This window comes from Streptomyces tirandamycinicus (assembly GCF_003097515.1).
In the GTDB taxonomy this organism is placed as follows: Bacteria; Actinomycetota; Actinomycetes; order Streptomycetales; family Streptomycetaceae; genus Streptomyces; species Streptomyces tirandamycinicus.
This window is the reverse complement of record NZ_CP029188.1, coordinates 3,987,865-4,007,294: the sequence shown is the minus strand read 5'-3', so window position 1 is coordinate 4,007,294 and position 19,430 is coordinate 3,987,865. Positions and strand designations below refer to the sequence as shown.

Annotated in this window: 23 protein-coding genes; 18 read left to right on the top strand and 5 right to left on the bottom strand. The window is 68.1% G+C overall.

Annotated features, from left to right (window positions below):
* Positions 1–81: 81 nt before the first annotated feature.
* From DDW44_RS31720 to DDW44_RS17805, 4 genes are all read right to left on the bottom strand, one after another.
* Positions 82–2,079: an AAA family ATPase gene (locus DDW44_RS31720; RefSeq protein WP_425275644.1), complete on the bottom strand. Its 1,998-nt coding sequence runs from the start codon at positions 2,077–2,079 to the stop codon at positions 82–84.
* A 329-nt stretch (positions 2,080–2,408) separates the two neighbouring features.
* Complete coding sequence (locus DDW44_RS17815; RefSeq protein WP_108907059.1) at positions 2,409–3,194, bottom strand: inositol monophosphatase family protein; 786 nt, start codon at positions 3,192–3,194, stop codon at positions 2,409–2,411.
* Positions 3,191–4,048, bottom strand: coding sequence for a DUF5919 domain-containing protein (locus tag DDW44_RS17810; RefSeq protein WP_146207031.1), 858 nt, complete (start codon positions 4,046–4,048; stop codon positions 3,191–3,193). The genes DDW44_RS17815 and DDW44_RS17810 overlap by 4 nt, the downstream gene beginning before the upstream one ends.
* 19 nt (positions 4,049–4,067) lie before the next feature.
* Positions 4,068–4,565, bottom strand: a complete 498-nt coding sequence (locus DDW44_RS17805) for a GntR family transcriptional regulator (RefSeq protein WP_167455507.1) — start codon at positions 4,563–4,565, stop codon at positions 4,068–4,070.
* A gap of 279 nt (positions 4,566–4,844) precedes the next feature.
* On the opposite strand from DDW44_RS17805, the gene DDW44_RS17800 reads away from it, so the two are divergent.
* The 17 genes from DDW44_RS17800 (at position 4,845) to DDW44_RS17725 (ending at position 16,759) form a co-directional block, all read left to right on the top strand.
* Positions 4,845–5,228, top strand: coding sequence for a hypothetical protein (locus DDW44_RS17800; protein WP_108907056.1), 384 nt, complete (start codon positions 4,845–4,847; stop codon positions 5,226–5,228).
* Positions 5,228–5,398, top strand: coding sequence for a hypothetical protein (locus tag DDW44_RS32110; protein ID WP_167455506.1), 171 nt, complete (start codon positions 5,228–5,230; stop codon positions 5,396–5,398). Before DDW44_RS17800 ends, DDW44_RS32110 begins: the two co-directional genes overlap by 1 nt.
* Positions 5,398–5,703: a WhiB family transcriptional regulator gene (locus DDW44_RS33215; protein WP_279634808.1), complete on the top strand. Its 306-nt coding sequence runs from the start codon at positions 5,398–5,400 to the stop codon at positions 5,701–5,703. The genes DDW44_RS32110 and DDW44_RS33215 overlap by 1 nt, the downstream gene beginning before the upstream one ends.
* Positions 5,700–6,080, top strand: a complete 381-nt coding sequence (locus DDW44_RS17790) for a SpdD-like protein (RefSeq protein ID WP_108907055.1) — start codon at positions 5,700–5,702, stop codon at positions 6,078–6,080. Before DDW44_RS33215 ends, DDW44_RS17790 begins: the two co-directional genes overlap by 4 nt.
* Positions 6,081–6,181: 101 nt before the next feature.
* The gene (locus DDW44_RS17785) at positions 6,182–6,478 is read left to right on the top strand and encodes a hypothetical protein (RefSeq protein WP_108907054.1); all 297 of its coding nucleotides are present in this window, start codon (positions 6,182–6,184) and stop codon (positions 6,476–6,478) included.
* A gap of 121 nt (positions 6,479–6,599) precedes the next feature.
* A complete protein-coding gene (locus tag DDW44_RS17780) occupies positions 6,600–7,109 on the top strand; it encodes a hypothetical protein (protein ID WP_108907053.1) in 510 nt (169 codons plus the stop codon).
* 2 nt (positions 7,110–7,111) lie between these two features.
* A complete protein-coding gene (locus DDW44_RS17775) occupies positions 7,112–7,315 on the top strand; it encodes a hypothetical protein (protein WP_108907052.1) in 204 nt (67 codons plus the stop codon).
* A gap of 93 nt (positions 7,316–7,408) precedes the next feature.
* Positions 7,409–7,654 (top strand): hypothetical protein, encoded by a 246-nt coding sequence (locus tag DDW44_RS17770; protein WP_108907051.1) that lies wholly within the window; start codon positions 7,409–7,411, stop codon positions 7,652–7,654.
* A gap of 5 nt (positions 7,655–7,659) precedes the next feature.
* On the top strand, positions 7,660–8,469 hold the full coding sequence (locus tag DDW44_RS17765; protein ID WP_146207030.1) for a DUF2637 domain-containing protein: 810 nt from the start codon (positions 7,660–7,662) through the stop codon (positions 8,467–8,469).
* The gene (locus DDW44_RS17760) at positions 8,466–9,104 is read left to right on the top strand and encodes a GGDEF domain-containing protein (RefSeq protein WP_108907049.1); all 639 of its coding nucleotides are present in this window, start codon (positions 8,466–8,468) and stop codon (positions 9,102–9,104) included. Before DDW44_RS17765 ends, DDW44_RS17760 begins: the two co-directional genes overlap by 4 nt.
* 14 nt (positions 9,105–9,118) lie before the next feature.
* Positions 9,119–9,658, top strand: a complete 540-nt coding sequence (locus DDW44_RS17755; protein WP_108907048.1) for a hypothetical protein — start codon at positions 9,119–9,121, stop codon at positions 9,656–9,658.
* Positions 9,658–10,299 (top strand): plasmid transfer protein TraA, encoded by a 642-nt coding sequence (gene traA / locus DDW44_RS17750; protein ID WP_108907047.1) that lies wholly within the window; start codon positions 9,658–9,660, stop codon positions 10,297–10,299. The genes DDW44_RS17755 and traA overlap by 1 nt, the downstream gene beginning before the upstream one ends.
* Before the next feature lie 26 nt (positions 10,300–10,325).
* Positions 10,326–12,380 carry a plasmid transfer protein TraB gene (gene traB, locus DDW44_RS17745; RefSeq protein ID WP_108907046.1) on the top strand — a complete coding sequence of 685 codons (2,055 nt, stop codon included), beginning with the start codon at positions 10,326–10,328 and terminating at the stop codon, positions 12,378–12,380.
* A 336-nt stretch (positions 12,381–12,716) separates the two neighbouring features.
* Complete coding sequence (locus DDW44_RS17740; RefSeq protein ID WP_108907045.1) at positions 12,717–14,738, top strand: DUF3987 domain-containing protein; 2,022 nt, start codon at positions 12,717–12,719, stop codon at positions 14,736–14,738.
* A gap of 265 nt (positions 14,739–15,003) precedes the next feature.
* The gene (locus tag DDW44_RS17735) at positions 15,004–15,186 is read left to right on the top strand and encodes a hypothetical protein (RefSeq protein WP_108907044.1); all 183 of its coding nucleotides are present in this window, start codon (positions 15,004–15,006) and stop codon (positions 15,184–15,186) included.
* 23 nt (positions 15,187–15,209) lie between these two features.
* On the top strand, positions 15,210–15,380 hold the full coding sequence (locus tag DDW44_RS17730) for a helix-turn-helix transcriptional regulator (RefSeq protein ID WP_108907043.1): 171 nt from the start codon (positions 15,210–15,212) through the stop codon (positions 15,378–15,380).
* Positions 15,380–16,759, top strand: coding sequence for a tyrosine-type recombinase/integrase (locus DDW44_RS17725; RefSeq protein ID WP_108907042.1), 1,380 nt, complete (start codon positions 15,380–15,382; stop codon positions 16,757–16,759). The genes DDW44_RS17730 and DDW44_RS17725 overlap by 1 nt, the downstream gene beginning before the upstream one ends.
* Positions 16,760–17,908: 1,149 nt before the next feature.
* Here the strand turns inward: DDW44_RS17725 and DDW44_RS17715 are convergent.
* Positions 17,909–18,610: a hypothetical protein gene (locus DDW44_RS17715; RefSeq protein WP_108907041.1), complete on the bottom strand. Its 702-nt coding sequence runs from the start codon at positions 18,608–18,610 to the stop codon at positions 17,909–17,911.
* Between the two features lie 35 nt (positions 18,611–18,645).
* On the opposite strand from DDW44_RS17715, the gene DDW44_RS17710 reads away from it, so the two are divergent.
* Positions 18,646–19,317: a hypothetical protein gene (locus DDW44_RS17710; RefSeq protein WP_108907040.1), complete on the top strand. Its 672-nt coding sequence runs from the start codon at positions 18,646–18,648 to the stop codon at positions 19,315–19,317.
* Positions 19,318–19,430: the final 113 nt, after the last annotated feature.

Sequence of the window (19,430 nt, the reverse complement as noted above, 5' to 3'; positions counted from 1 at the left end):
CACCTTCCCAATCGAGGCCTCTTGGCCCACTGATCTCGTCAAGGAGAAGGTCAAGGACACGACCAGCCGCAGGGATGTTAGTCACGCCAGATCTCCCTCCTCAGGCTGAAGGCTGGAAGGGCCATCCGGGACTTGGCGGAGATAGTCGGCCAAGCCCTGGTGGAACAGACGGTACAAGCCGGTGCCATCTCGATCGACGCTGCTGCGCAGGTAGAAGCGAGCCTGCTCGAGTACATGGTCCTGAGCTGCCTCGTGGAAGGCAGGGGACAAGGCAGCAGCAAGTCGAAATGCAAGTCCCCACGGCATGCCATCGCCTTTGGCGTGAGCCAGCGCCGAAAGCAGCGCTCTCACAGCAGTCTGACCTGATGGCTGGGCCTCGAGGTCCAACTCCAAAACCTCAGGTAGGGTTCGAGGGATGGACGCTCCCAGGTGGGTCGCATTGTCAACGTCGGCCGGGGCAGTCAGCGTGCTGAGGTACCGGCAGAAAAGACCAGCCACCAGGAAGGCACCCCATTCACTATGCCCGGTTTCGGTAAGCCGGTCGGCGGCACGGTCGGCGAGTGCTTCACGCACTTTCCGCTGCTGCGCCGTGTCATAGCCATGTGTGGAAGCGAGACGGCGCAAAAGGTATGCACGCAGGTCCGATCGCTGCTCTGCAGCAGTCACCTTGTCCAGGTCGATCAAGCGATGGTCCGATTCGGCGAGATCTCGCAGCGAAGCAAACTGCTCCCAGGGACGCATCCCAACCAGAAGCCTGCACGCGGGCGCTTCGCTTTGCGTTCGAGCCAGTGCCAGCGGCATGAGCAGGGACTGTGCGGTCCCCTGAGGGTCAACCGCTTCGTCCAATGCGTCAATGATGATGGCAGGAGGAACCTCCCCCCGACCATCACCAACTCTTACCGCCGCAATAAGACTCTCAACGTCCCAAGTTTCTGCTGGTGCAGTGAGCCTTAGTTGGCTCGCAATCGATACGACGATGTCCTGGATTGTTCGCTGGCGCGCATGGACGGCGGCCAGTAAATGGTTTACCGACGGGCAGCCCGCAGCGTCTTGCGCAAGCAATCGATCCCGCACCCCGGGCACCGCGTCCACCAAATCAGGATGCGCGGAGCACACCAGAGCCCCCAGCAGCGCAGACTTCCCCACACCCGGACTACCTGTGACCACGCACAGCCCGCCAGCCGCCGTATCGTCCAGCCAGGGCGCAAGCCGCTCAAGCGCGCTCCGTCGTCCCACAAAGTGCGTGCCCACCTTGTCAAGGAAATGATGGACGTCAGCAGGGTCCATCCCCTCAAGGTCATACAGGAACGAACGAATGGGTGCATCAACTTTCTGCAGAGCGCGATAGTCACCGTGATCCACGTAGCGCGGGTTCGGGAAAAATGGCAGTTCCGGCTCCTCCATGCTGGGATCCACAGGATTTGCATAAACATCCTGTGGAATGCCCCCCAGCGCATTCACTTGACGACTGATCCGCTTCGCAAAGTTGGAAAATGTCACGTAACGACACATGGGGTGCGTCCCCAGCCCATCGCGCCTCAGCTCGCCCAATACGTCGATCAAGGCTCGAGTGAACTTTCCATTATAGGCGTCCTGATCACTAGCAGCGGCAGCGATAACCCAAGCATACGTCTCTCGCCCGGCTTGCTTCGTCAGAAACGGCTGCCTGGCAGCTCGGCCTGACCTGCATGCGTCAACAAGAAACAGCATATGCCGTCGTCTTCTCTGTGCATCGGAAAGCCAAGCACCAACGTCGGTCCTGCCTCCGGTTGTAGAGCAGGATGGAACTACATCCAGCCTGTCCTCGTTGGCCGGGTCGATCTCGCCGTGTGAGATCACGTGTACAACCCTGTACTCGCCCGCTAGGGCGGCGTCCACGGCGCTGGCCAACGCAGCTGCATCGGGATCGCGGCACTGATCTACGGAGTACCCCAAGCTCTGGAAGCGATCTTCCACCTCTGGGACCAGCTCATATACGAACGGAAGATCCGACCACGTTGATTCAGTGGACTCATCCATCCTGGATGCAGGGGCTCTGAATGCACCCACACCGATTACCAAAGCGCGTCCATTTTCCACAGCGACTCCGATACAATGAGTGAGGTGCACGAGCCGAAGACATCATGTCAGGGTTGTGCCGCGCCCGTCCTCGATCCAACTGTCCTCGCACTCAAGGCAGGTTAGTGAACTCGACTCAGTTGGCACCCCGGTCGTCGGTCGTGTCTCCAAGGCTGATACCTGTCCGCCGCACAGAGCCGGAGAACTGACGCCGACGCACTGCAGCAGAGGTTGTGGTCCGGCTCCTTCACAGCGACGGTCGCCACGGACACCTTCCGGGCTGAGCTGCTATCCGAGTCTCCGCACGGGGCTGCCGGGTACGGCCGTAACAGCAACCAGGTCTTCTCTCTTCAGATACCAGTCAGAAGTTCCAGCAGAGCGTCGCCCAAAGCCGACGAGACCGCGATCGTGGCCGCAGACGTGAGGTCATGCGGAGTGCCATCGACGTCCATCAACACGGCGCCGGCCTCCCTCGCGATGGCCGCCCCCGCCGCCATGTCCCACGGGTGGTTGCTGAGCGCGATGCTGCAGTCGATCTTCCCGGAAGCCACCCACACCAAATCGACTGCTGCCGAGCCGAACATCCGGACGCGCAGAACGCTCTCCGCCAGGCGAGCGGTGAGGTCAAGCCGGCGGGCGTTCCTCTCCTGGGCTCGCTCGCCGACGGCGTAGTCGCCGATGGCCACGATCGCCTCGTTCAGCGATGTCGTCTCTCTGGGCCAGATCCGGTCGTCGCCGCAGTACGCGCCGTGGCCCTCCGCCGCGCGGTAGCGCTGGCCCAGAAATGGCAGGTCGATGACACCCAGCACCGAGCGGTTGTCCGCGATCAGGCCGAGGGACACCCCGCAGAGCGGGATGCCGTTGACGAGGTTCGCCGTCCCATCCACCGGATCGAGCGCCCAGGTGAGCGCACCGCCAGCACCCGCTCCCCCGCTCTCCTCGCCGAGGAAGCCGATCTCCGGGGTCTCCTTCTGCAGGAAGGTGCGGACGTGCTCCTCTACGGCGAAGTCGATCTCGGAGACCATGTCCCGGTCACCCTTGGCCTGCACCGCCCCCACGGCCATGTCCGTGACGAGCGTCGACGCCTGGTCCAGCGCCGCGCCAGCCACACCCAGGAGCGATCGCAGGTCGGTCATTCGGCTTCCCGCCTCTCCCACAGTGTGGTGAAGATCTGGTCGAACGTCGGATAGAGCCCACCGGCGACCCGGCGCTTCCGGACCAGGAAGGTGGGCGAGTCGACACCGCGAGTCTGCGGCAAGTACGGCTGAGCCACGCACAACTGGCCGTCGATCAGCGTGATGTTGAACCGTATGGGCTCGTCATAGACCCCGAACTCGATGCGCTGCGCCGCCTCCGGGCTGAGCCGCTCCACGACGCGCTCCTGCAGGATGGTCAGGTTCATGGCCGTCAGCGCGGACAGCCGGCCTTCCGGGTAGCCCTCTTCGTGTTCGCGCTCCGCGATGAAGTGGCCGTACGGCTTGAGGAACAAAGCCTTGAGGGTCGTTCCGTCCTCGACGATCTGCCGGAGACGGGCCTCGGAGTACGACTGGCATAGGAGATTGAGCGACAACCCTGACATCCGGATGTCCTTGGCGTCGTCTAACAGCTCGGAGGCGGACACCTTGGCTTGGAACTCGGACCGGCTCGCGTAGACACCTGCGAGATCAGCGAACTGGTCGCCGACGATCTGTGTCAGCGCATCGCGCGGCTCGCCGTCGGTCAGGCCGGGTGCGGACTGCCGCACGATGAGCTCGGCCGCGACCAGGACATCACCGGGCGGCGTCGCGGTGGTCTCCCAGGACTCCAGCGCTTCCGGGCTCACGTTCCAGTCGAGCATCGTCGACAGCAGCTCCGCGAAGTCCGCGGGGCTCAGCCGCTTCGCGACGCGGGCGGCGGCCAGCTGGTTGCGCGCGAGTTCCGCCAGGTCGGGGCGGTAGGACGCCCTTCCGTGCAGCGACACGACCGTGCCGGACTTCCTTGGGCCTTCCATGTCCCCCTCCGAGTGCGGCTCAGCCGCCGACAGCCCTGCGTGACTGATCGGGCGCCTCAGTCCTGAGCGGCGCCTTGTCGCGTGGGTACGGCTGCCCCACACGGCCGTACAACTCGATCAACTGTGCCTGAAGAACGGCGACTGATCGGCGCAGTTCCGCCATCTCTTCGCGCAGTTCATCGATGGCCGCGGTGTCGGCCGGCGCCGACAGTCCCGTCACGCGCTCCTCGAGCTGATGGAGACCTTGCGTGAGCTCATCCAGCGACATGCGCTCCGTGGCAGATTCCTCGGGCGTCGCCCGAACATAGACCGCCTTGCCGGCCTGGCCGTAGACGAGCCCTTCATCTCTCAGGATCTTGAGCGCGTCCCGCACCACAGTCGTGGACACGGCATGCGCCTTCATCAGCTGCGACGCAGACGGAAGCGCCGAGCCCACGGGCAGATCCCCCTGAGCGATCTGCGAGCGCAGCTCATCCGCAAGCCGCTTGTACGCGGGGCCTACCTGTGTGTCAGCCACTCCGAGTCCTCTCCCGCCTGCACCTACTGCACCAGCCACAGCTAGTGCAGCACACCTCCAAAGGACTGAGCCAGGCGACCGCGAACCTCTTTCGTGGAATGCCTTGACAACCTCATGCACTAGGTTGAACCTAATGCATGAGGTTGGGACTGGGTGAGACACCTTGAGCCACCTCGACACGACGACGGCCCCGGCAGATCCGGGCCCGGAAGGTGCGCCAACACCTGCCGAACCCCTGCCGAGGCCAGCGCATCGCCCTTTGTCAGAAGGAGTTCAACGATGCTCAACCAGCGTACTTCCGCGGCCTTATCGGTCGCGACCGTCTCCCCCGAGGGTGACGAGCGCGCCCAGTACGTCGCCGGCCTTCGCGGGCTGGCGGACTGGCTGGAGTGTTCGGCCTCCCCGATCCCGATCGGCCAGCGGCTCCTCCTGCCGCTGCACTCGAATCCCGCTGTCGAGGCCTTCGCCGCCGAGCACGACTTGGAGGTCGTGTACGACCGCGAGGGGAACGCCAGCACGGATCTTCACTTCGGCCAGATCGCCTACCACGTCTTCGGCTACGTCGACTTCGGCAAGCACTGCGAGCGCGCGGACGAGCGGCAGGCACGGGCATGGGCGGACCGGAACGGCCTGGTGCTCCGGCCTGCGAGGGAGGAGGCGTGATGACCGCATCTCCGTCCTACGACCGCCGGCCCGTCTGCCGCCTGGCTTCCTGCCCGCGCTGCCGCCGCCCCGTGCCGGTCTCCCGCACCCACACCGCCCGTGAGCTGTGCGGGCATTGCGGCCACGAGTGGGCCCAGGCCTCCCGGATCGAGCGGGCGGAGGTGCGCTGATGGCTCGCCGATACCTGCGCGGCATCGCCAATCCGCACCGCATGCCGCTCCGCCTGGCCCTCGAGGAGCATCTGCCCGCCGTCAACCCGTTGAGCGGGGCTGCGTGCACGGGGACGGACACGGATGCGTTCTTCGACGGGACCCCGTCGGGTACCGAGCTCGCGAAGCGAACGTGCATGGGCTGCCTGGTACGCACGAAGTGTCTGGAGCTCGCGCTGGATCGCGGTGACAGGTTCGGCATCTTCGGCGGGCTGACCGCTGATGAGCGCCGGATGCTGCGTCGGAGGGAGGCACGAGCGGCATGACGTACCCGACTGCTCCCCAGTCCCAGCCAGGTGAGCCGTACGTCCTCACCGACGCCTTCGGACGCACATTCGTCTCGTCGGCGCCGCCGGCCTCTGGCGTGATCCCGTTCGAGGCTCCGGTCTCCGCAGTCCAGCAGTGCTTTCACGACCAGGCGCCGCTCCCGGCCCCGCAGCGCTCCAGCCTCTCGCCCGTGGCGCTGGTCGCCGTAGGTGCGGGCATTGCGCTCGGGGTCGGCACGGCCCTGGTGGCACTGCTGCTGTCGGTCGCGGTGGTCGCCGCCTCGGTCGCGGTCGCCGCGATGTCTCTGACCGTGTGCGCGGTGGTGCTGCGCTCGATGGTCAACAGCCGGGAGCCCCGCGGGCGATACCGCCGCTGAAGTTCCTCACTCCCTCTCCTGACTCGGCTGCCGGTCGCACCGGCTCTGCTTCGCGCTGCCCGTCTGCGCGCCGGCAGCCGCCTTCTTCGGAGGTTCGCTCAATGTCCGACCGGACACTTCCCACCACCGCCAAGCCCACAATCGCCTCGCTGACTCAAGCGAACGGCAAGCTACGCCGCCAACTCGCCGCGCTGCACCACGACCACAGCGAACTGCTGAGCGCCGCTCGCGCCGCAGTCACCGCCCACTACGACGGCTACGCGCTACCGCTCACCGTCCTGATCGACACCCTCGACCAGCTCGGTGCACTCCCGGAGTACGCGCCTCAGATCACCGACGACGGCCTGGCCGCCCTCGCGGCCGCCGACCTCCCGCTGATCGGGAGGCGGGTCGCATGAGCGCGCGACCCCGCTGCCCGATGTGCGGCTGGCACCCCGCCCACCGCAACCAGCGCGCAGCCCGCCGGGCCGCACGTGCCCACACCTGCCACCCCGCCCAGCTTCGGAAGGGAGTCCTGCGATGACCGAGCCGAACACCATCCCCGCGCCCGGGAGCGTCATGGGCCGTCTCCGGGACCTGGCCACCCGCAGCCGCGGGACTGTCGAGCTCAACTGGGCGCGTGAGCGGGAAGAGCAGCTGGCGCGCGACCGCCAGGAGGCCATGGCCAGCGCCGCCTCGTACGTCCGCAACCACTTCCCGGCGACGCTGGCCATGGTGCTGCCCGACACCGCCTGGGCGGGCTATCCGCGCCTGGGCGAAGCCGAGACCGAGTCGCTGAGCGTCGTGCGGCCGTGTGCGGTCGCGCACCTGGGCGAAGGCGTATGGATCCACCACACTCGGAGCCGCTCTGTCGGTCACCACAGCACGGCAACGCTGCTGATCCCGTGCGTGTGCGGGAACTACCGCGAGGCGCCTGTCGACGACGACTACACGCTGGCCCGCGAGCTCGACTACCTCGCCGACACCTGCGACGTATGCCTGGGCGCCTGCACCCCGAGCTGCCCGACCGCGAACGGGGAGGACTGGTGACCATGCCCGAGCCGCTCCCGCTGCCCGAGTCCGTCGTCATCCCCGACCTGCCTGTCATCCGCCGCCGGGCCTACCTCGCGGTTTGCGCCTTGGTGCCGGGCCTGTTCTCCGAGCGCTGGCACGTCTGGCACGCCAACGGCACCTACGTCGGCTTCTGCACGGCACCCGAGTTGATCGACCTCACGATCGCCCAGCACGACCGGTAGCCCGCTCTTCCCGCCCCGCGCGCCGGCCAGATGCGCCCGCGCCGGGCGGGGCCCCAGACACCTCCCACTTCCTGGTTGAAGGAGTCCCTTCCCGTGAACGCCCATGTGCTCGCCGCCTCCGCGAGCGGTTCCTCGCCCGTGGTGACCGTCTCGATCCTCCTGGTCCTGATCGCGGCCGGCGTCGTGATGTGCACCTACATCGGCCACCGCTGGTCCACGCTGATCGTCGGCATCCTGATCGGCCTGTACCTGTCCGGCACCGTCGCCGACACCACCAAGTCCGTGGTCTCCCAGGTCCTCACCGCCACCGCCAACGGCATCTCCGACGCGGTCGGGTGAGCGCCGTGACCACACACACCAACGACACTCCTGCCGAGAGCCCGCCGGTGCGCCGGGACTGGCTGCTGTACGCCGGGATGGGCACCGTCGGCGCGGCCGCCGCGGCCTCCTCGTACGCCGCGCTGCAGGACCTCGCCGTACGGACCGGCTGGTGGATCCAGCTGTCCTGGCTGCTTCCGCTGACCGTCGACGCCTACGCGATGACCGCCGTACGGGTCTGGCTGGGCAAGTCCACCCGCAACGACCACGCACGCGCCTGGGCCAAGGCCAACGCCATCGGCGCCATCGTTCTGTCGGTCGCCGGAAATGCCGTCGATCACGCGATTGCCGCACGGGTCATCCCGGTCGGCTGGCCGCTGATCGTCGCGGTCTCGGCAGTACCGCCCATCGTGCTCGGGTTGCTGGTTCACATGGCGCACCTGCGCACCCTGCCGCCCATGCCGCAGACAGGTGGCGGCAGCCCTGCCACACACAGCGGACAGCAGTCCCCGCCGCCTGCCGAAGAAGCATCCCTGCCGCCCGCGCCGCCGAAGCCCCCTGCCGCGCCAGGCACCCGGCAGCCCCGCCGTCGTGCGAAGAGCACCCCCAAGCGACAGGAGCTGCCGCCCGGCAAGACCGACCAGGAGCTGATCGACGCTGCGCGCCAGCGGATGGCCGCCGGGCAGGAGCCGTCCGCCACCTGGCTGATCAAGACCTACGGCGTCGGCACCAGCCGCGCAGCCCGCATCCGCGACGCAGCCCTGCAGCGCACCCCGGCGGCTGCCGAGCCCGTACTCGCCCTCTCGGGCGCCGCAGAACTGGAGTCCACACCGTGACCGATTCCCTGCCGCACGCCCTGGCAGCCCTGTCGTTACTGGGCTGGTTCGGCCACAGTCTGTGGCTGTCCCGACGCCTGTCCGCCGCGCGCCGCGACCCGCTTACCGGGTTGCGCACCCGCGCCGCGTTCACCGCCCGCGCCCACCGTGCACTTCGCCGTCCCGACGCCAGCGTGCTGCTGCTCGACCTGGACCGGTTCAAGCAGATCAACGACAGCTTCGGGCACGCGGCCGGCGACTCACTCCTCGCCGCCGTTGGCGAACGCCTGGGGAAGTGGTGCACCGACCACGGCGGGTTCGCCGGACGGCTTGGAGGCGACGAGTTCGCCGCGGTCGTCCACATCGACGACGAACGAGCCGATGACCACATCACCGACCTCTCCCGGTGCCTCTCTGAGCCCGTCCGGCTTGGGCACCGTGCTGTGGTCCCTCGCGCCTCCATCGGCATCTGCCGCCCCGGCGACCGGTCCGGCGCCCCGCTGGACGAGCGCCTGCGTGCCGCCGACGAGGCCATGTACACCGCCAAGTCCCTCGGAGGCCGGTGGCGTCCCGCCTCGAGCCACAACACGTATGCCACCGCCATGGGGCGCCGCGTCGGCCGGCTCGGCACCCGTCACGCCTCACCCACCCAGTGAAAGGGCCCCTTCCCATGTCCAACCGCACCCGTGCCCGGGGCGCGAAGATCCCGCCCGGTGCCACCGCGATCCGTGTCCCCCGCCAGCGCCGCCGCGGCTTCGGCGGTCGGCAGATGGGGCCGATCATCCTGGTCGTTCCCGAGAAACCCTCCCTCGCGGCCCGCGCCACCTACGCGGTCGGCGGCTGGGTGTGGGACCGGCGGCGCTCGTGGGCGCCGACCGGGATAGCCGTCGTCGCGTTCGTCGCGGCCGCGATCGTCCACGTCCTCGCCTGGTGGACCGGGCTGGTACTCGCACCTGCCACGGCGGCACCGCTGGTCTGGCTGTGGTGGACCTCCCGGCATCGTCCTGCCGAGGCCCGGTCCGTACGGCGTTGGCGCCGTGGCCTCGCGCTCCTTGGCATCGCCGCCGCGGCCTGGGCTGCGCTCGCCGTCGCCTTCGGCCCCACCGCCGGCCCGCTCGAACTTCTGTGGCTGATCGCCACGATCGCCGCTCAGGCCCTGTGGCTGCAGCTCCGCCGTACCTCCCCCGACCCGATCGAGGAGATCCGCTGATGTCGTCCTTCACTCCGCCCCCGAGCAGCGGCAACGGGTCCGGCGCCCCGCACGGCGGCAGCGCCAACAGCAGCACGGGAGCAAGGTCGTGGTTCGGCGGCACCCAGGACTCCGGCGGTCCGCAGAACACAGGCGGCAACAACCGCACCCGGACCACTAACCGGACCCGCACCCGCGAGTACCACTTCCACGTCCACGACGGCTCCGCCCGCAACGGCCAGGCCGGCCCACGCAGCGGCGGCCCGGGCGGCCAGCAGTTCACCGGCCGTGGCGACGGCGCCCGCCACGGCGGACACAGCCCCCTCGCCGACCCGGAGTTCTTCTCAAACGCCGACATCCGCAACTACTGCGAGAACGGCCGTGGCCTCTTCCTGCAGTTCGCCTTCGAGCTCGCCAACGCCGCAGAAATGCTCAACGCCGTACTCAAGGAGGTCCCGGACCCCGAAGGCCGCGCGTTCGGCTCGCGGATGAGGGCCCGCAGGGTCTCCCGGAAGCTCAAGAAGGCCGCTGACGACGCCCGCGACACCGCCAAGAACATGGCCGCCACCTACGCAGCGTTCCAGCGCGAGTTCGACCCCGAACTCGCGCCGTACCGAAGCCGCCAGCGCCACACCGGCCGCCGCTTCGACTTCACCAGCTGACCCAGCCCGACCAGGAGGACCAGGCCGTGTCCCAGCCCACCCCCGAGCAGCGTTACGAAGAGCAGCTGCGTGCCGCGCACGGCAGCGGCGGCATCGCCGAATACCTGCTCCACCGTGCCAAGCCGCATCTTCCCCCGTGGCTCGCCGGGATCGGGACCGGCCTGGCCTCCCTGCCCGCGCACTTCTACTGGTCAGGCAGCGCCGCCGCGACCGCCGGCCTCACCCTCGTCTCAGTCGCGCTCACCGGTACGACCTGGTGGGCGGGCAAGACCACCACCGCCCAGCGCCGCCTCCACTCCGCGATCACGGTCGCCGCGTCCTCCAGCTGGTTCACGGCGGCCGCTATCGCCGGGCCCGACTCCGGTCCCCTGCCGGGCCTGTACTTCATGGGCGCACCCGCACTCGCCCTGTCCTGGAACATCCGACAGATCCTGCGGCGCAATCCCGAGGGCGGCATCAGCGCTGACGGCGGGCTGCTGGAGAAGGTCGGCCTCGCCAAGGCCCAGATCACCCGCTCGACCGTGTCCCCGAACAAGGCCACCTTCGACCTGCAGCTGCCTCGGGGCGAACTCACCCAGGACGACGCGAGCAAGGCCCTGCCGCTGCTCGCAAGCGCCCTGGACGTCTCGAAGAACGCCGTCCGGCTCACCCACGACCCGGACTCCGCATCCCGCGTCCAGCTCACCGTCGTCCCGCACGACTTGCTCAAGAACACCGTCCCCTGCCCCGGCCCCTCGCACCCGGGCGGCTCCATCGCTGACCCCGTACACGTCGGCATCTACGAGGACGGCACCGAGGCCGTCATGTACTTCCCCGGCGATCCAAAGGCCGGCCGCAATGCCATGCACCTGCTCGTCATGGGGATGACCGGCTCCGGCAAGTCCGAAGGCGGGCTCACCGCCCTGGCGGAGATCCTCACGCGCCGCGACGTCACCGTGTGGGCATCCGACCCCGCAAAGGCCGACCAGACTCTCGGTCCGTTGCTGCCCGCAATCGATTGGGCCGCCCTCGACATGAAGTCGACCAAGGCCATGGTCGAGGCCCTCAACGCGGTCATCCCGGCCCGAACCCGATGGCTCGCCAAGTACGGCTACAAGCAGTGGGAACCCGCCTGCGCCAAGACCCAGGCCGACGGCTCCCCCGGCATGCCCTACCTCATCGGCTGGTTCGAGGAAGCCGCCAAGACCATCCGCGAGACCGACGACGACGTCTTCACCGGAATCGCCCAGGAAGCCCGCTCCGCCGGCGTCTCCTTGGTCATCTCCCTGCAGCGCGCATCCGGCAACCAGGTCTCCACCGACACCCGCGCCTCCCTCGGCTCCTCCTGGGTGTACGGCCTGCGTAACGACCGCGACGCCACCTTCGCCCTGGACGACGACGTCCTCGACGCCGGGGCCGCCCCGCACGCCTGGAAGGACAAGAAGCCCGGCTACTGCTACCTGGTCGCCAACGGCATCCCCGAGACCTTCTGGGCCACCCCCGCCCGTTCGTACCTCACCGCCCGCGAATACCTCGATTGGGTCGTCCTCGCGTTCGACGCCACCCGGGCCGCCGGCGACCCCATCACGGCCGAGGCCGCATCCAAGGCCGCAGGCCGTCTCTACGCCAAGCGCACCCGCTACCCCATCCCCGGCGCCGACAACGCCCCGACGACGGAGACCGCCATGATCGACCCCAGCCCGTACGACCAGGACCTCGACGCCGAAGACTTCGACGACCAGGACCTCGACGAGCCCGACACGGACGACGACCATGACGAGGACCTGGACGCCATCGACCCCGAGGCCGAACTCCCCGAACCGAGCGGCGTGATCCAGCTCGCCGAACGTCCCTCCGCCAAGCAGAAGGTCGACCTCACCCCAGCCCAGGCCCGCCAGGCCATGGCAGAGATGCTCGACGAGTTCGAAGCCGAAGGTCGCACCATCGTCCGTCCCTCCGACTTCATGGAGCACTGCGACCGCCACGGCCGCTCCCGCCCCTGGGTCTCCAGCCAGGTCGCCAACTTCGTCATGGCTGGCCGACTCGCTGAGACCAACGAGACCGGCGTCTACCGGATCATCCGCGAAGACGAAGCCGCCTGACGGCCCTGACGCGTCGGACGCGTCTGACAGCCCGGACGGCAGCGGGCCCCAAACGCACAGGTCATACGTGCGCGCGACCCCCGTCAGACGCGTCCGACGCCGCTTGGCTGACGCCCCTGACGTCCAGCAGCGGGCGGCCGAGCGCCGAGGGTTTCTGGACTTTCTGGACCGCCCTACGCGTGCGCGCGCGTCATGCGCAAACGCCGCCGCCAGGGCAGCGCGACGCCACAGGTGTCACAGATTTCGCCCGCAGACGTACCTACATGCAGAGGCATTGATCAAGACCGCTCCGAGACGACCTGACACAGCACGACCAGGGAAAGGGCCCAGCACCCAGTGACCGAACAGCCGCACGGCGAGTACGGCAACGTCCGCCCTCTGCACACCAGAGCTGACGACCTCGCGGGTTCCCCACCGAACGACAAGGATGCCGAACAGGCCGCTCTAGGCGCCATGCTCCTGCCCAGCCCCACGTTTGACGCCTTCGCCGAAGTCACCAGGTTCATCGGCCCCGATGACTACTACGAACCGGCCCATGCCACCATCCACGCCGCGATCGTCGACATGCGCAACAGTGGGCGCCCGATCGACGTCATCACGGTCACGAACTACCTGCAGAAGGCAGGAGACCTCCACCGGGTGGGCGGCGCTACCTACCTCCACATCCTCGTTCAGGCCGTGCCGACCGCAGCAAATGGTGGCTACTACGCGGAGATCGTCGCGGAGAAGGCCGCGGAACGCAGACTCATCGAGACCGCCACCCGCACGATGGCACGGGCTCGGAGCGGCAGCAGCAGCGCCGGACAGATCGCCGCCGACGCCGAGCGGGAGCTCGCCGCGCTGCGCGACACCCAGAAGTGGCCCGACCCGATCCCTCTCGGCACCCATGGTCCGCTTCCCACATTCCCCGTCGGTGCCCTGCCGCCATGGGTTGCTGAGACCGTCGCGGCGGTAGCCGAGTTCACCCAGACTCCGCCGGACCTCGCCGCCACCATGGGTCTGGCCGCGCTCTCCACGGCTGCGGGCGGACGCGTGCACGTCCAGGTCCGGCCGGGCTGGACCGAGCAGACGAACCTCTACCTGGTGTGCGCTATGCCCCCGGCCTCCCGCAAGTCCGATGTCTTCGCTGCGATGACCGCGCCGGTCTACGAGGTGGAGAAGCAGCTCCAGGAGGAATCCCGCGCCTCGCGCATCGAGGCCCAGACCGCCAAGGACGCCGCGGAAGCCGAAGCCGAAGCCCTCATGGCCAAGGCGCGCAAACCTGGCGACGGCATCGACCGCACCGCCCTCGTCGCCGAAGCCTCCGGGGCTCGCATGCTCGCTGACGAGATCCACGTCCCGCCGGTCCCTCGGCTCACGGTGTCGGGCGACATCACCCCCGAACCGCTCGCCCAGCAACTCGCCGTACACCGCTGCCTCGCGGCGCTCTCGCCCGAAGGCGACCTGTTCGACATCATCGCCGGCCGCTACAGCGCCAAGCCCAACCTCGGAGTCTTCCTCCAGGCCCACAAGGGCGAGCGACTGCAGACCGACCGCATCACCCGCGAACAGCCCTCTGTCGACAAACCCGCGCTCACTATTGGCGTCACGCCGCAGCCCGCCGTCCTGCAGGACCTCGCCGACGCACACGGCGCCCGCGACCGGGGCCTGCTCGCCCGCTTCCTGTTCGCCCTGCCTGCCTCGAATCTCGGTTACCGCAAGACCCGCACTGCTCCCGTCCCCGAGCCCGTCGCTCAGCAGTACAGCAATCGCCTCACAAGCCTCCTGCGCACCCTTTACGCCCTGCCCGAGCCCGTGACCGTGCCCATGTCGGCGCAGGCCGATCACGCCATCGAGAGGCTGCAGGAGGAACTCGAGGCCTCGCTTCGCCCCGACCAGCGGCTCTCCCACCTGCTCGACTGGGCGGGCAAGTGGGTCGGCGCCACCGCCCGCGTCGCCGCACTCCTCCACCTCAGTGACCACGTCGGATCCGACGCCTGGGGCCGCCCCGTGGGCGAAGACGCAGTCACCCGTGCTGCCGAGATCACCCGCTACTACACCGACCACGCCCTGGCGGTCTTCGACCTCATCGGCTCCGACCCTGCTACCGAAGCCGCGCAGACCATCCTCGCCTGGCTCCGCCGGCCCAAGGCCGACGGCACCTGGCGCACCGCCATCAAGCGCCGCGACGCCGTCGCCGCCTCCCGACGATTCCGCACCGTCGCCCAGGTCGAGCCCGCCCTCGCGCTCCTCGAATCCCACGGCTACCTCCGCGCCGACGAACCGACGAAGACCGGACAGCCCTGGCGCCCGCCCACCGCTACCTACCGTGTCCACCCCTCCCTCCACGCCTCTGAGGGCGGTTCCGATGGCCGCTAACCGTCAGCAACGTCAGCAAAAGTCGCCGACCAGCGAGAACACCTGGGGACGGGAAGTCAGCAAGGGTCAGCAACGTCAGCAGAAGTACCGGCATTCGCTGACGCTGCTGACGCCTGCTGACAGCAGTCAGCGCACCAAGGCTGCAGGTAGACGACTTCTGCTGACGTTGCTGACACCTTCCGGTCCCGGCCCTCGTCCGCCGCCTGGCCGCTCACGCTCCGCGCACAACACCCATCGGCCGAAACCACCGCTTGGAGTCCCTGCCATGCGAATCCGCCTCCACGGCACCGAACTCGAATGCCTCCGCACAGCCCAGCAGCTCGCGCGCGTGCTGGACGTCCTCGACACCAGCCAGCCCTACCCCGACCGACCGCCCAGCCGCCTCGTACGGCTCTACCTCACCGTCGCCACGCCCATCGACAACCCGCAGATCTCCAAGGGGGACTGATCGCCTTGCGCCGAGAACCGCACATGAAGCTCGCCGACGTCCTGGACGAACTCGGCATGTCCCGTGCCGCCTTCTACCGCATGCGCGCCCGCGGGAAGGCACCTCGCTACATCAAGCTGCCCAACGGACAACTGCGCTTTCGCCGACGCGAATTCGACGCGTGGCTGGAGAGCTGCGAGGAGCCCGTCCACTGATGCCCACGAGCTACGACGTCCGCTTCTGGGACATCCGCGAACGCGCCGGCCGCCGAAAGCCCTTCGAAGTCCGGTGGTCCGTGGGCGGCAGAGAAAAGTCCGAGTCCTACCTCACGAAGCCACTGGCTGAGAGCCGCAAGGCCGAACTCATCACAGCGGCCCGAAACGGCGAACCCTTCGATCTGGAAACGCGGCTTCCTGCCTCCGAACTGCGCAAGCGCAAGCAGGCCGTTACCTGGTACGAGCACACCCTGAAGTTCATCGACATGAGGTGGGAGAGCACCCCTGCCAAGTCCCGACCCGGGCTCGCCGACGCACTGGCCACCATCACGCCTGCCTTGGTGAAGACGGAGGCCGGCCGCCCAGACGCCCGAATACTCCGACGCGCCCTCTACAGCTGGTCCTACAACAAGAAGGCTCGCGAACAGCAGCCTCCTGCCGAGTGGCGCGAAGCTCTGGAGTGGGTGAAGAAGCAGTCCGTCTCGGTCTCCGACCTCGAGGACCCGCTCGTGCTGCGCAAAGCCCTCCACGCGCTCAGCACGAAACTCGATGGGAAGCCGGCAGCAGCGAGAACCGCTCGCCGCAAGCGGGTCTGCTTCAACCAGGCCCTCACGTACGCGGCGGAGTCCAAGTACTTCTCCACCATGACCAATCCGCTGTCGTCGGTGAGCTGGACCCCACCCCGGACGTCGGAAGAGGTAGACCCGGAGGCCGTTGCGAACCCCCGCCAGATCCGCCGCCTCCTGCAGGCTGTCCGCGAGCAGGGCGAGCGAGGAGCGAGCCTGGAGGCGTTCTTCGGCTGCATGTATCACGCGGCCATGCGCCCCTCTGAAGTCATTAATCTCCGGGCCGACCAGTGCCACCTCCCGGAGCAGGGCTGGGGCACCCTCACTCTCCGCCGCGGGCTCGTACGCGTTGGCCGTGACTGGACGGATGCCGGCACCGCCCACGACCAGCGAAGCCTGAAGTGGCGGGCACCAAACGAATCCCGGCCAGTGCCCATCCCGCCCGTCTTCGTCCAGGTGCTTCGCCAGCACCTCAAGGAACATGGCACGGCGAAGGACGGCAGGGTCTTCCAGACCCTGCGCGGTGGCGTGGTCCAAGAGAGCGGATACGGCGAAGTGTGGGCCAGAGCCCGTGAGAAGGCCCTCTCCGATGCTGAACGGGGCTCCCTGCTCGCCAAGCGACCATACGACCTACGACACGCGGGCATCTCGTTCTGGCTCAGCTCAGGAGTGGACCCGGCAGAGTGCGCCCGTCGGGCTGGCCACAGCCTCGCCGTCATGTTCCGGATCTACGCCAAGGTCTTGGCTCAGTCCCAGGGTCGGGCAAACAGGCGCATCGACGCCGCCCTCGAAGAGTGGAGCACCACCTCCTAGAGGGCTACCACAACACCGAGCGGGGCTGGCCAAGTGCGCCAGCCCCGCAGCCCTTCCCGCACTGCGCGAGCCAGCAAGCTCAACTCGCGCTCGGAGATGGTGGGGATAACCACCGCGGTAGCCATCGCAGCCCCCGTGCTGCCCACGGTGATCCGGGTGCGCCGTCGCCATCGCGCAGGTGCCGGAGGTAATCGGCCGCTTGATGGACGAAGCCCGCCCTCGTCGGCGCCCGGCTGCGGGCCCGCACTGACCGGAGCCACATCACACCGAGCATCCGCCGGTTCGCCGCCGAGCAAATCAAGTACGCGACCGCCTTCCTGCACTGGCTCGGCAAGCGGAACACCAACCTCGCGTCCTGTGGCCAGCTCGACATCGACGCGTGGCGGGCCGAGAACACGGAACACGGCCGCACCTGCTTGCGAGCCTTCCTCAACTGGGCCATGCAGACCCACCGCTGCCCAGGCTTCCTCTCTGTTCCGGCCATGAAGGTCTCCCGGCGGGCCGCAATGAGCGACGACGAGCGCCTCGACGCCCTCGGCCGACTACTGACCGACACGGAGACACCGATGAGGCTCCGAGTCGCCGGAGTCATCGTGCTCCCCTACGCGCAGCCCGTGAGCCGCATCGTCCGACTCACCCTCGACGACGTCATCCGCGACGGCGACACCGTGCTGCTACGGCTCGGGAAGTCACCCTCGCCGATCCCCGAGCCGGTCGTGGACCTGCTGCTGGAACACATCGCACACCGCGACAACATGAACACCGCCACCAACCCCCGCGTCCGGCTGGCTCTTCCCCGGCCGCAGGGCCGGCCAGCCGTTCCGCCCCGATCACCTGTCCGCTCTGCTGAACGAGATCGGGATCCCGGCCGCAGCTGCCCGCGGCGCCGCCATCCGCCAGCAGCTCCTCGACATGCCCGCCCCCGTGGTCGCGGACGCGCTCGGCTACCACCACAAGACCACCACCCGGCTCCGCAACGAGACCGGCGGCACGTGGAGCCGATACGCCCAAGGAGATCACGGAAGGTCACCAGCGGGCTGGACTCCTCGGGGACCCGGCGACAGTTGATTACGCGAGTCCATCAGTACCAAGGCCGGTCGGCAGCCACGAAGGCGCAGTGCTGACCTGCCCTGAGCTACCCGCACCAGTTCAGGCGTCTGGCGATCCGCTCGGAAGGTCTGGCGAGGGGGGACGAGGTACCCGGTTTCTTCGTTCCCTGAACGCGTCCGCCTGACGTTGCCGTTCCTCCCTGATCATTGGGGCAGCAGCCAGCTTGTAACTGTCGGTCAGCTTGCCCAGCACAGTGCTGATGCTGTCTAGCTCCTCCTCCAGCCGCTTGGTAGGCCGCTCGCCAATCAGCGAGTCCCCCCAAAAACCGAAATCGATCATGTACTCCAACGCCTCCACTGCGCCTTCAGGTCCATCGCATTGAACAGTGAACGTGTAGGCGGTCGGGAGGTCGGTACGCCACCGGTCGTGGTCGTCGAAGAGATAGACGAGGCGCCTTCGGGGAGGCAGCGCTGAGATGGGCTGCGACATGATCTGTTGCAGGGTTGCGGTCAGGTCATCGCCCCAATTTGAGACGATCGGCGGGTCGCAACTGATCCGCACGTTTCTGGCTACCGTGGGGCCGATGTTCTCAATGACCAGGACCATGGCTGGGGAGCCTGGCTGGTAGGGCTCGATGTCCACGACGACGTAGGGCTCGTTTTGTTCGCGGTGCACCCGCTTGGCCATCTCCATCTGACTATCTGCGGACGTGCGAGCGATCCGGGCCTGCCATGCGCTGATGAAGGCGGCGCCGACCGACACAACGACCGCGATCAGAGCGATCCAGTCTCCTGAGTCCATGTGGAGAACCTAGGCTGCTGCTACGGTCCGGCGCCATGAACACTGACGACTGGACGGCGTTCGGTGCCATTGTTACCGCGGTCGGGGTGGTGGTCGCCGCGGTCATGGCGTACTGGACGACCCGCAAAGCGGCGGCGGCCGCTGCGGACTCGGCTGACACCGCGCGAGAGGTGGCGCAGATCGAACGAGACCGCTGGCACCGCGAGTTGACTCCTAAGCTGACCTTCAGCCTGATCCGCGTGGGCTCCAACCGCCTGAGGCTCACCACCACACTCGCCGGCCCGGTCGGCCTGGATCACCTCGACACGATCACCCTCACGGTGCGCGACGAGGCCGGACGGGATCACTCAGCCAGACCGCATTACGACGAAGCTATGCGTACGGAGCTGCCGTCGGTGATCTGGGGGCCCGCCCGATTCAGCCCCGGGGTCGACGGGGTTGCCGCGCCCGGCCGCCAGTGCATTATCCGGAGCCTGGAGCGCGGCAACTTCGTGCACCGGCAGATGGATAACTCCGAGCCGCCGAGCTGGTTCCAAGACCCGGGAGACTGGGTGGACGGGTACTGGGAGGCGAAACTGCGCCTGCACGCGGTCTGCGAAGTGGAGGGGCATAGACCCTGGATCGTCGTTGCCGAGGTCGTGAACCCGGGGGTGGGGTACATCTCCGACGGTTCAGACGAGATGGAAATTCCGGAGCAGTACCGCTGAATGACGGCTGCCCGGGGTTGAGGCCCAAGCGGCCCCGGCGACGCCGGAGGACCCCGGCGGCAGGTCCTCGCCGAGCGTCGCTGAACGCCACCGGCCCCGGACCAGCACAAGCA

What these genes read in the sequence shown, in the direction of transcription:
- DDW44_RS17815 (WP_108907059.1), bottom strand. Translation starts at nt 3,194, where the DNA reads ATGACCGACCTGCGATCGCTCCTGGGTGTGGCTGGCGCGGCGCTGGAC.
- DDW44_RS17810 (WP_146207031.1), bottom strand. Translation starts at nt 4,048, where the DNA reads ATGGAAGGCCCAAGGAAGTCCGGCACGGTCGTGTCGCTGCACGGAAGG.
- DDW44_RS17800 (WP_108907056.1), top strand. Translation starts at nt 4,845, where the DNA reads ATGCTCAACCAGCGTACTTCCGCGGCCTTATCGGTCGCGACCGTCTCC.
- DDW44_RS32110 (WP_167455506.1), top strand. Translation starts at nt 5,228, where the DNA reads ATGACCGCATCTCCGTCCTACGACCGCCGGCCCGTCTGCCGCCTGGCT.
- DDW44_RS33215 (WP_279634808.1), top strand. Translation starts at nt 5,398, where the DNA reads ATGGCTCGCCGATACCTGCGCGGCATCGCCAATCCGCACCGCATGCCG.
- DDW44_RS17790 (WP_108907055.1), top strand. Translation starts at nt 5,700, where the DNA reads ATGACGTACCCGACTGCTCCCCAGTCCCAGCCAGGTGAGCCGTACGTC.
- DDW44_RS17785 (WP_108907054.1), top strand. Translation starts at nt 6,182, where the DNA reads ATGTCCGACCGGACACTTCCCACCACCGCCAAGCCCACAATCGCCTCG.
- DDW44_RS17780 (WP_108907053.1), top strand. Translation starts at nt 6,600, where the DNA reads ATGACCGAGCCGAACACCATCCCCGCGCCCGGGAGCGTCATGGGCCGT.
- DDW44_RS17775 (WP_108907052.1), top strand. Translation starts at nt 7,112, where the DNA reads ATGCCCGAGCCGCTCCCGCTGCCCGAGTCCGTCGTCATCCCCGACCTG.
- DDW44_RS17755 (WP_108907048.1), top strand. Translation starts at nt 9,119, where the DNA reads ATGTCCAACCGCACCCGTGCCCGGGGCGCGAAGATCCCGCCCGGTGCC.
- traA (WP_108907047.1), top strand. Translation starts at nt 9,658, where the DNA reads ATGTCGTCCTTCACTCCGCCCCCGAGCAGCGGCAACGGGTCCGGCGCC.
- DDW44_RS17735 (WP_108907044.1), top strand. Translation starts at nt 15,004, where the DNA reads ATGCGAATCCGCCTCCACGGCACCGAACTCGAATGCCTCCGCACAGCC.
- DDW44_RS17730 (WP_108907043.1), top strand. Translation starts at nt 15,210, where the DNA reads ATGAAGCTCGCCGACGTCCTGGACGAACTCGGCATGTCCCGTGCCGCC.
- DDW44_RS17725 (WP_108907042.1), top strand. Translation starts at nt 15,380, where the DNA reads ATGCCCACGAGCTACGACGTCCGCTTCTGGGACATCCGCGAACGCGCC.
- DDW44_RS17715 (WP_108907041.1), bottom strand. Translation starts at nt 18,610, where the DNA reads ATGGACTCAGGAGACTGGATCGCTCTGATCGCGGTCGTTGTGTCGGTC.
- DDW44_RS17710 (WP_108907040.1), top strand. Translation starts at nt 18,646, where the DNA reads ATGAACACTGACGACTGGACGGCGTTCGGTGCCATTGTTACCGCGGTC.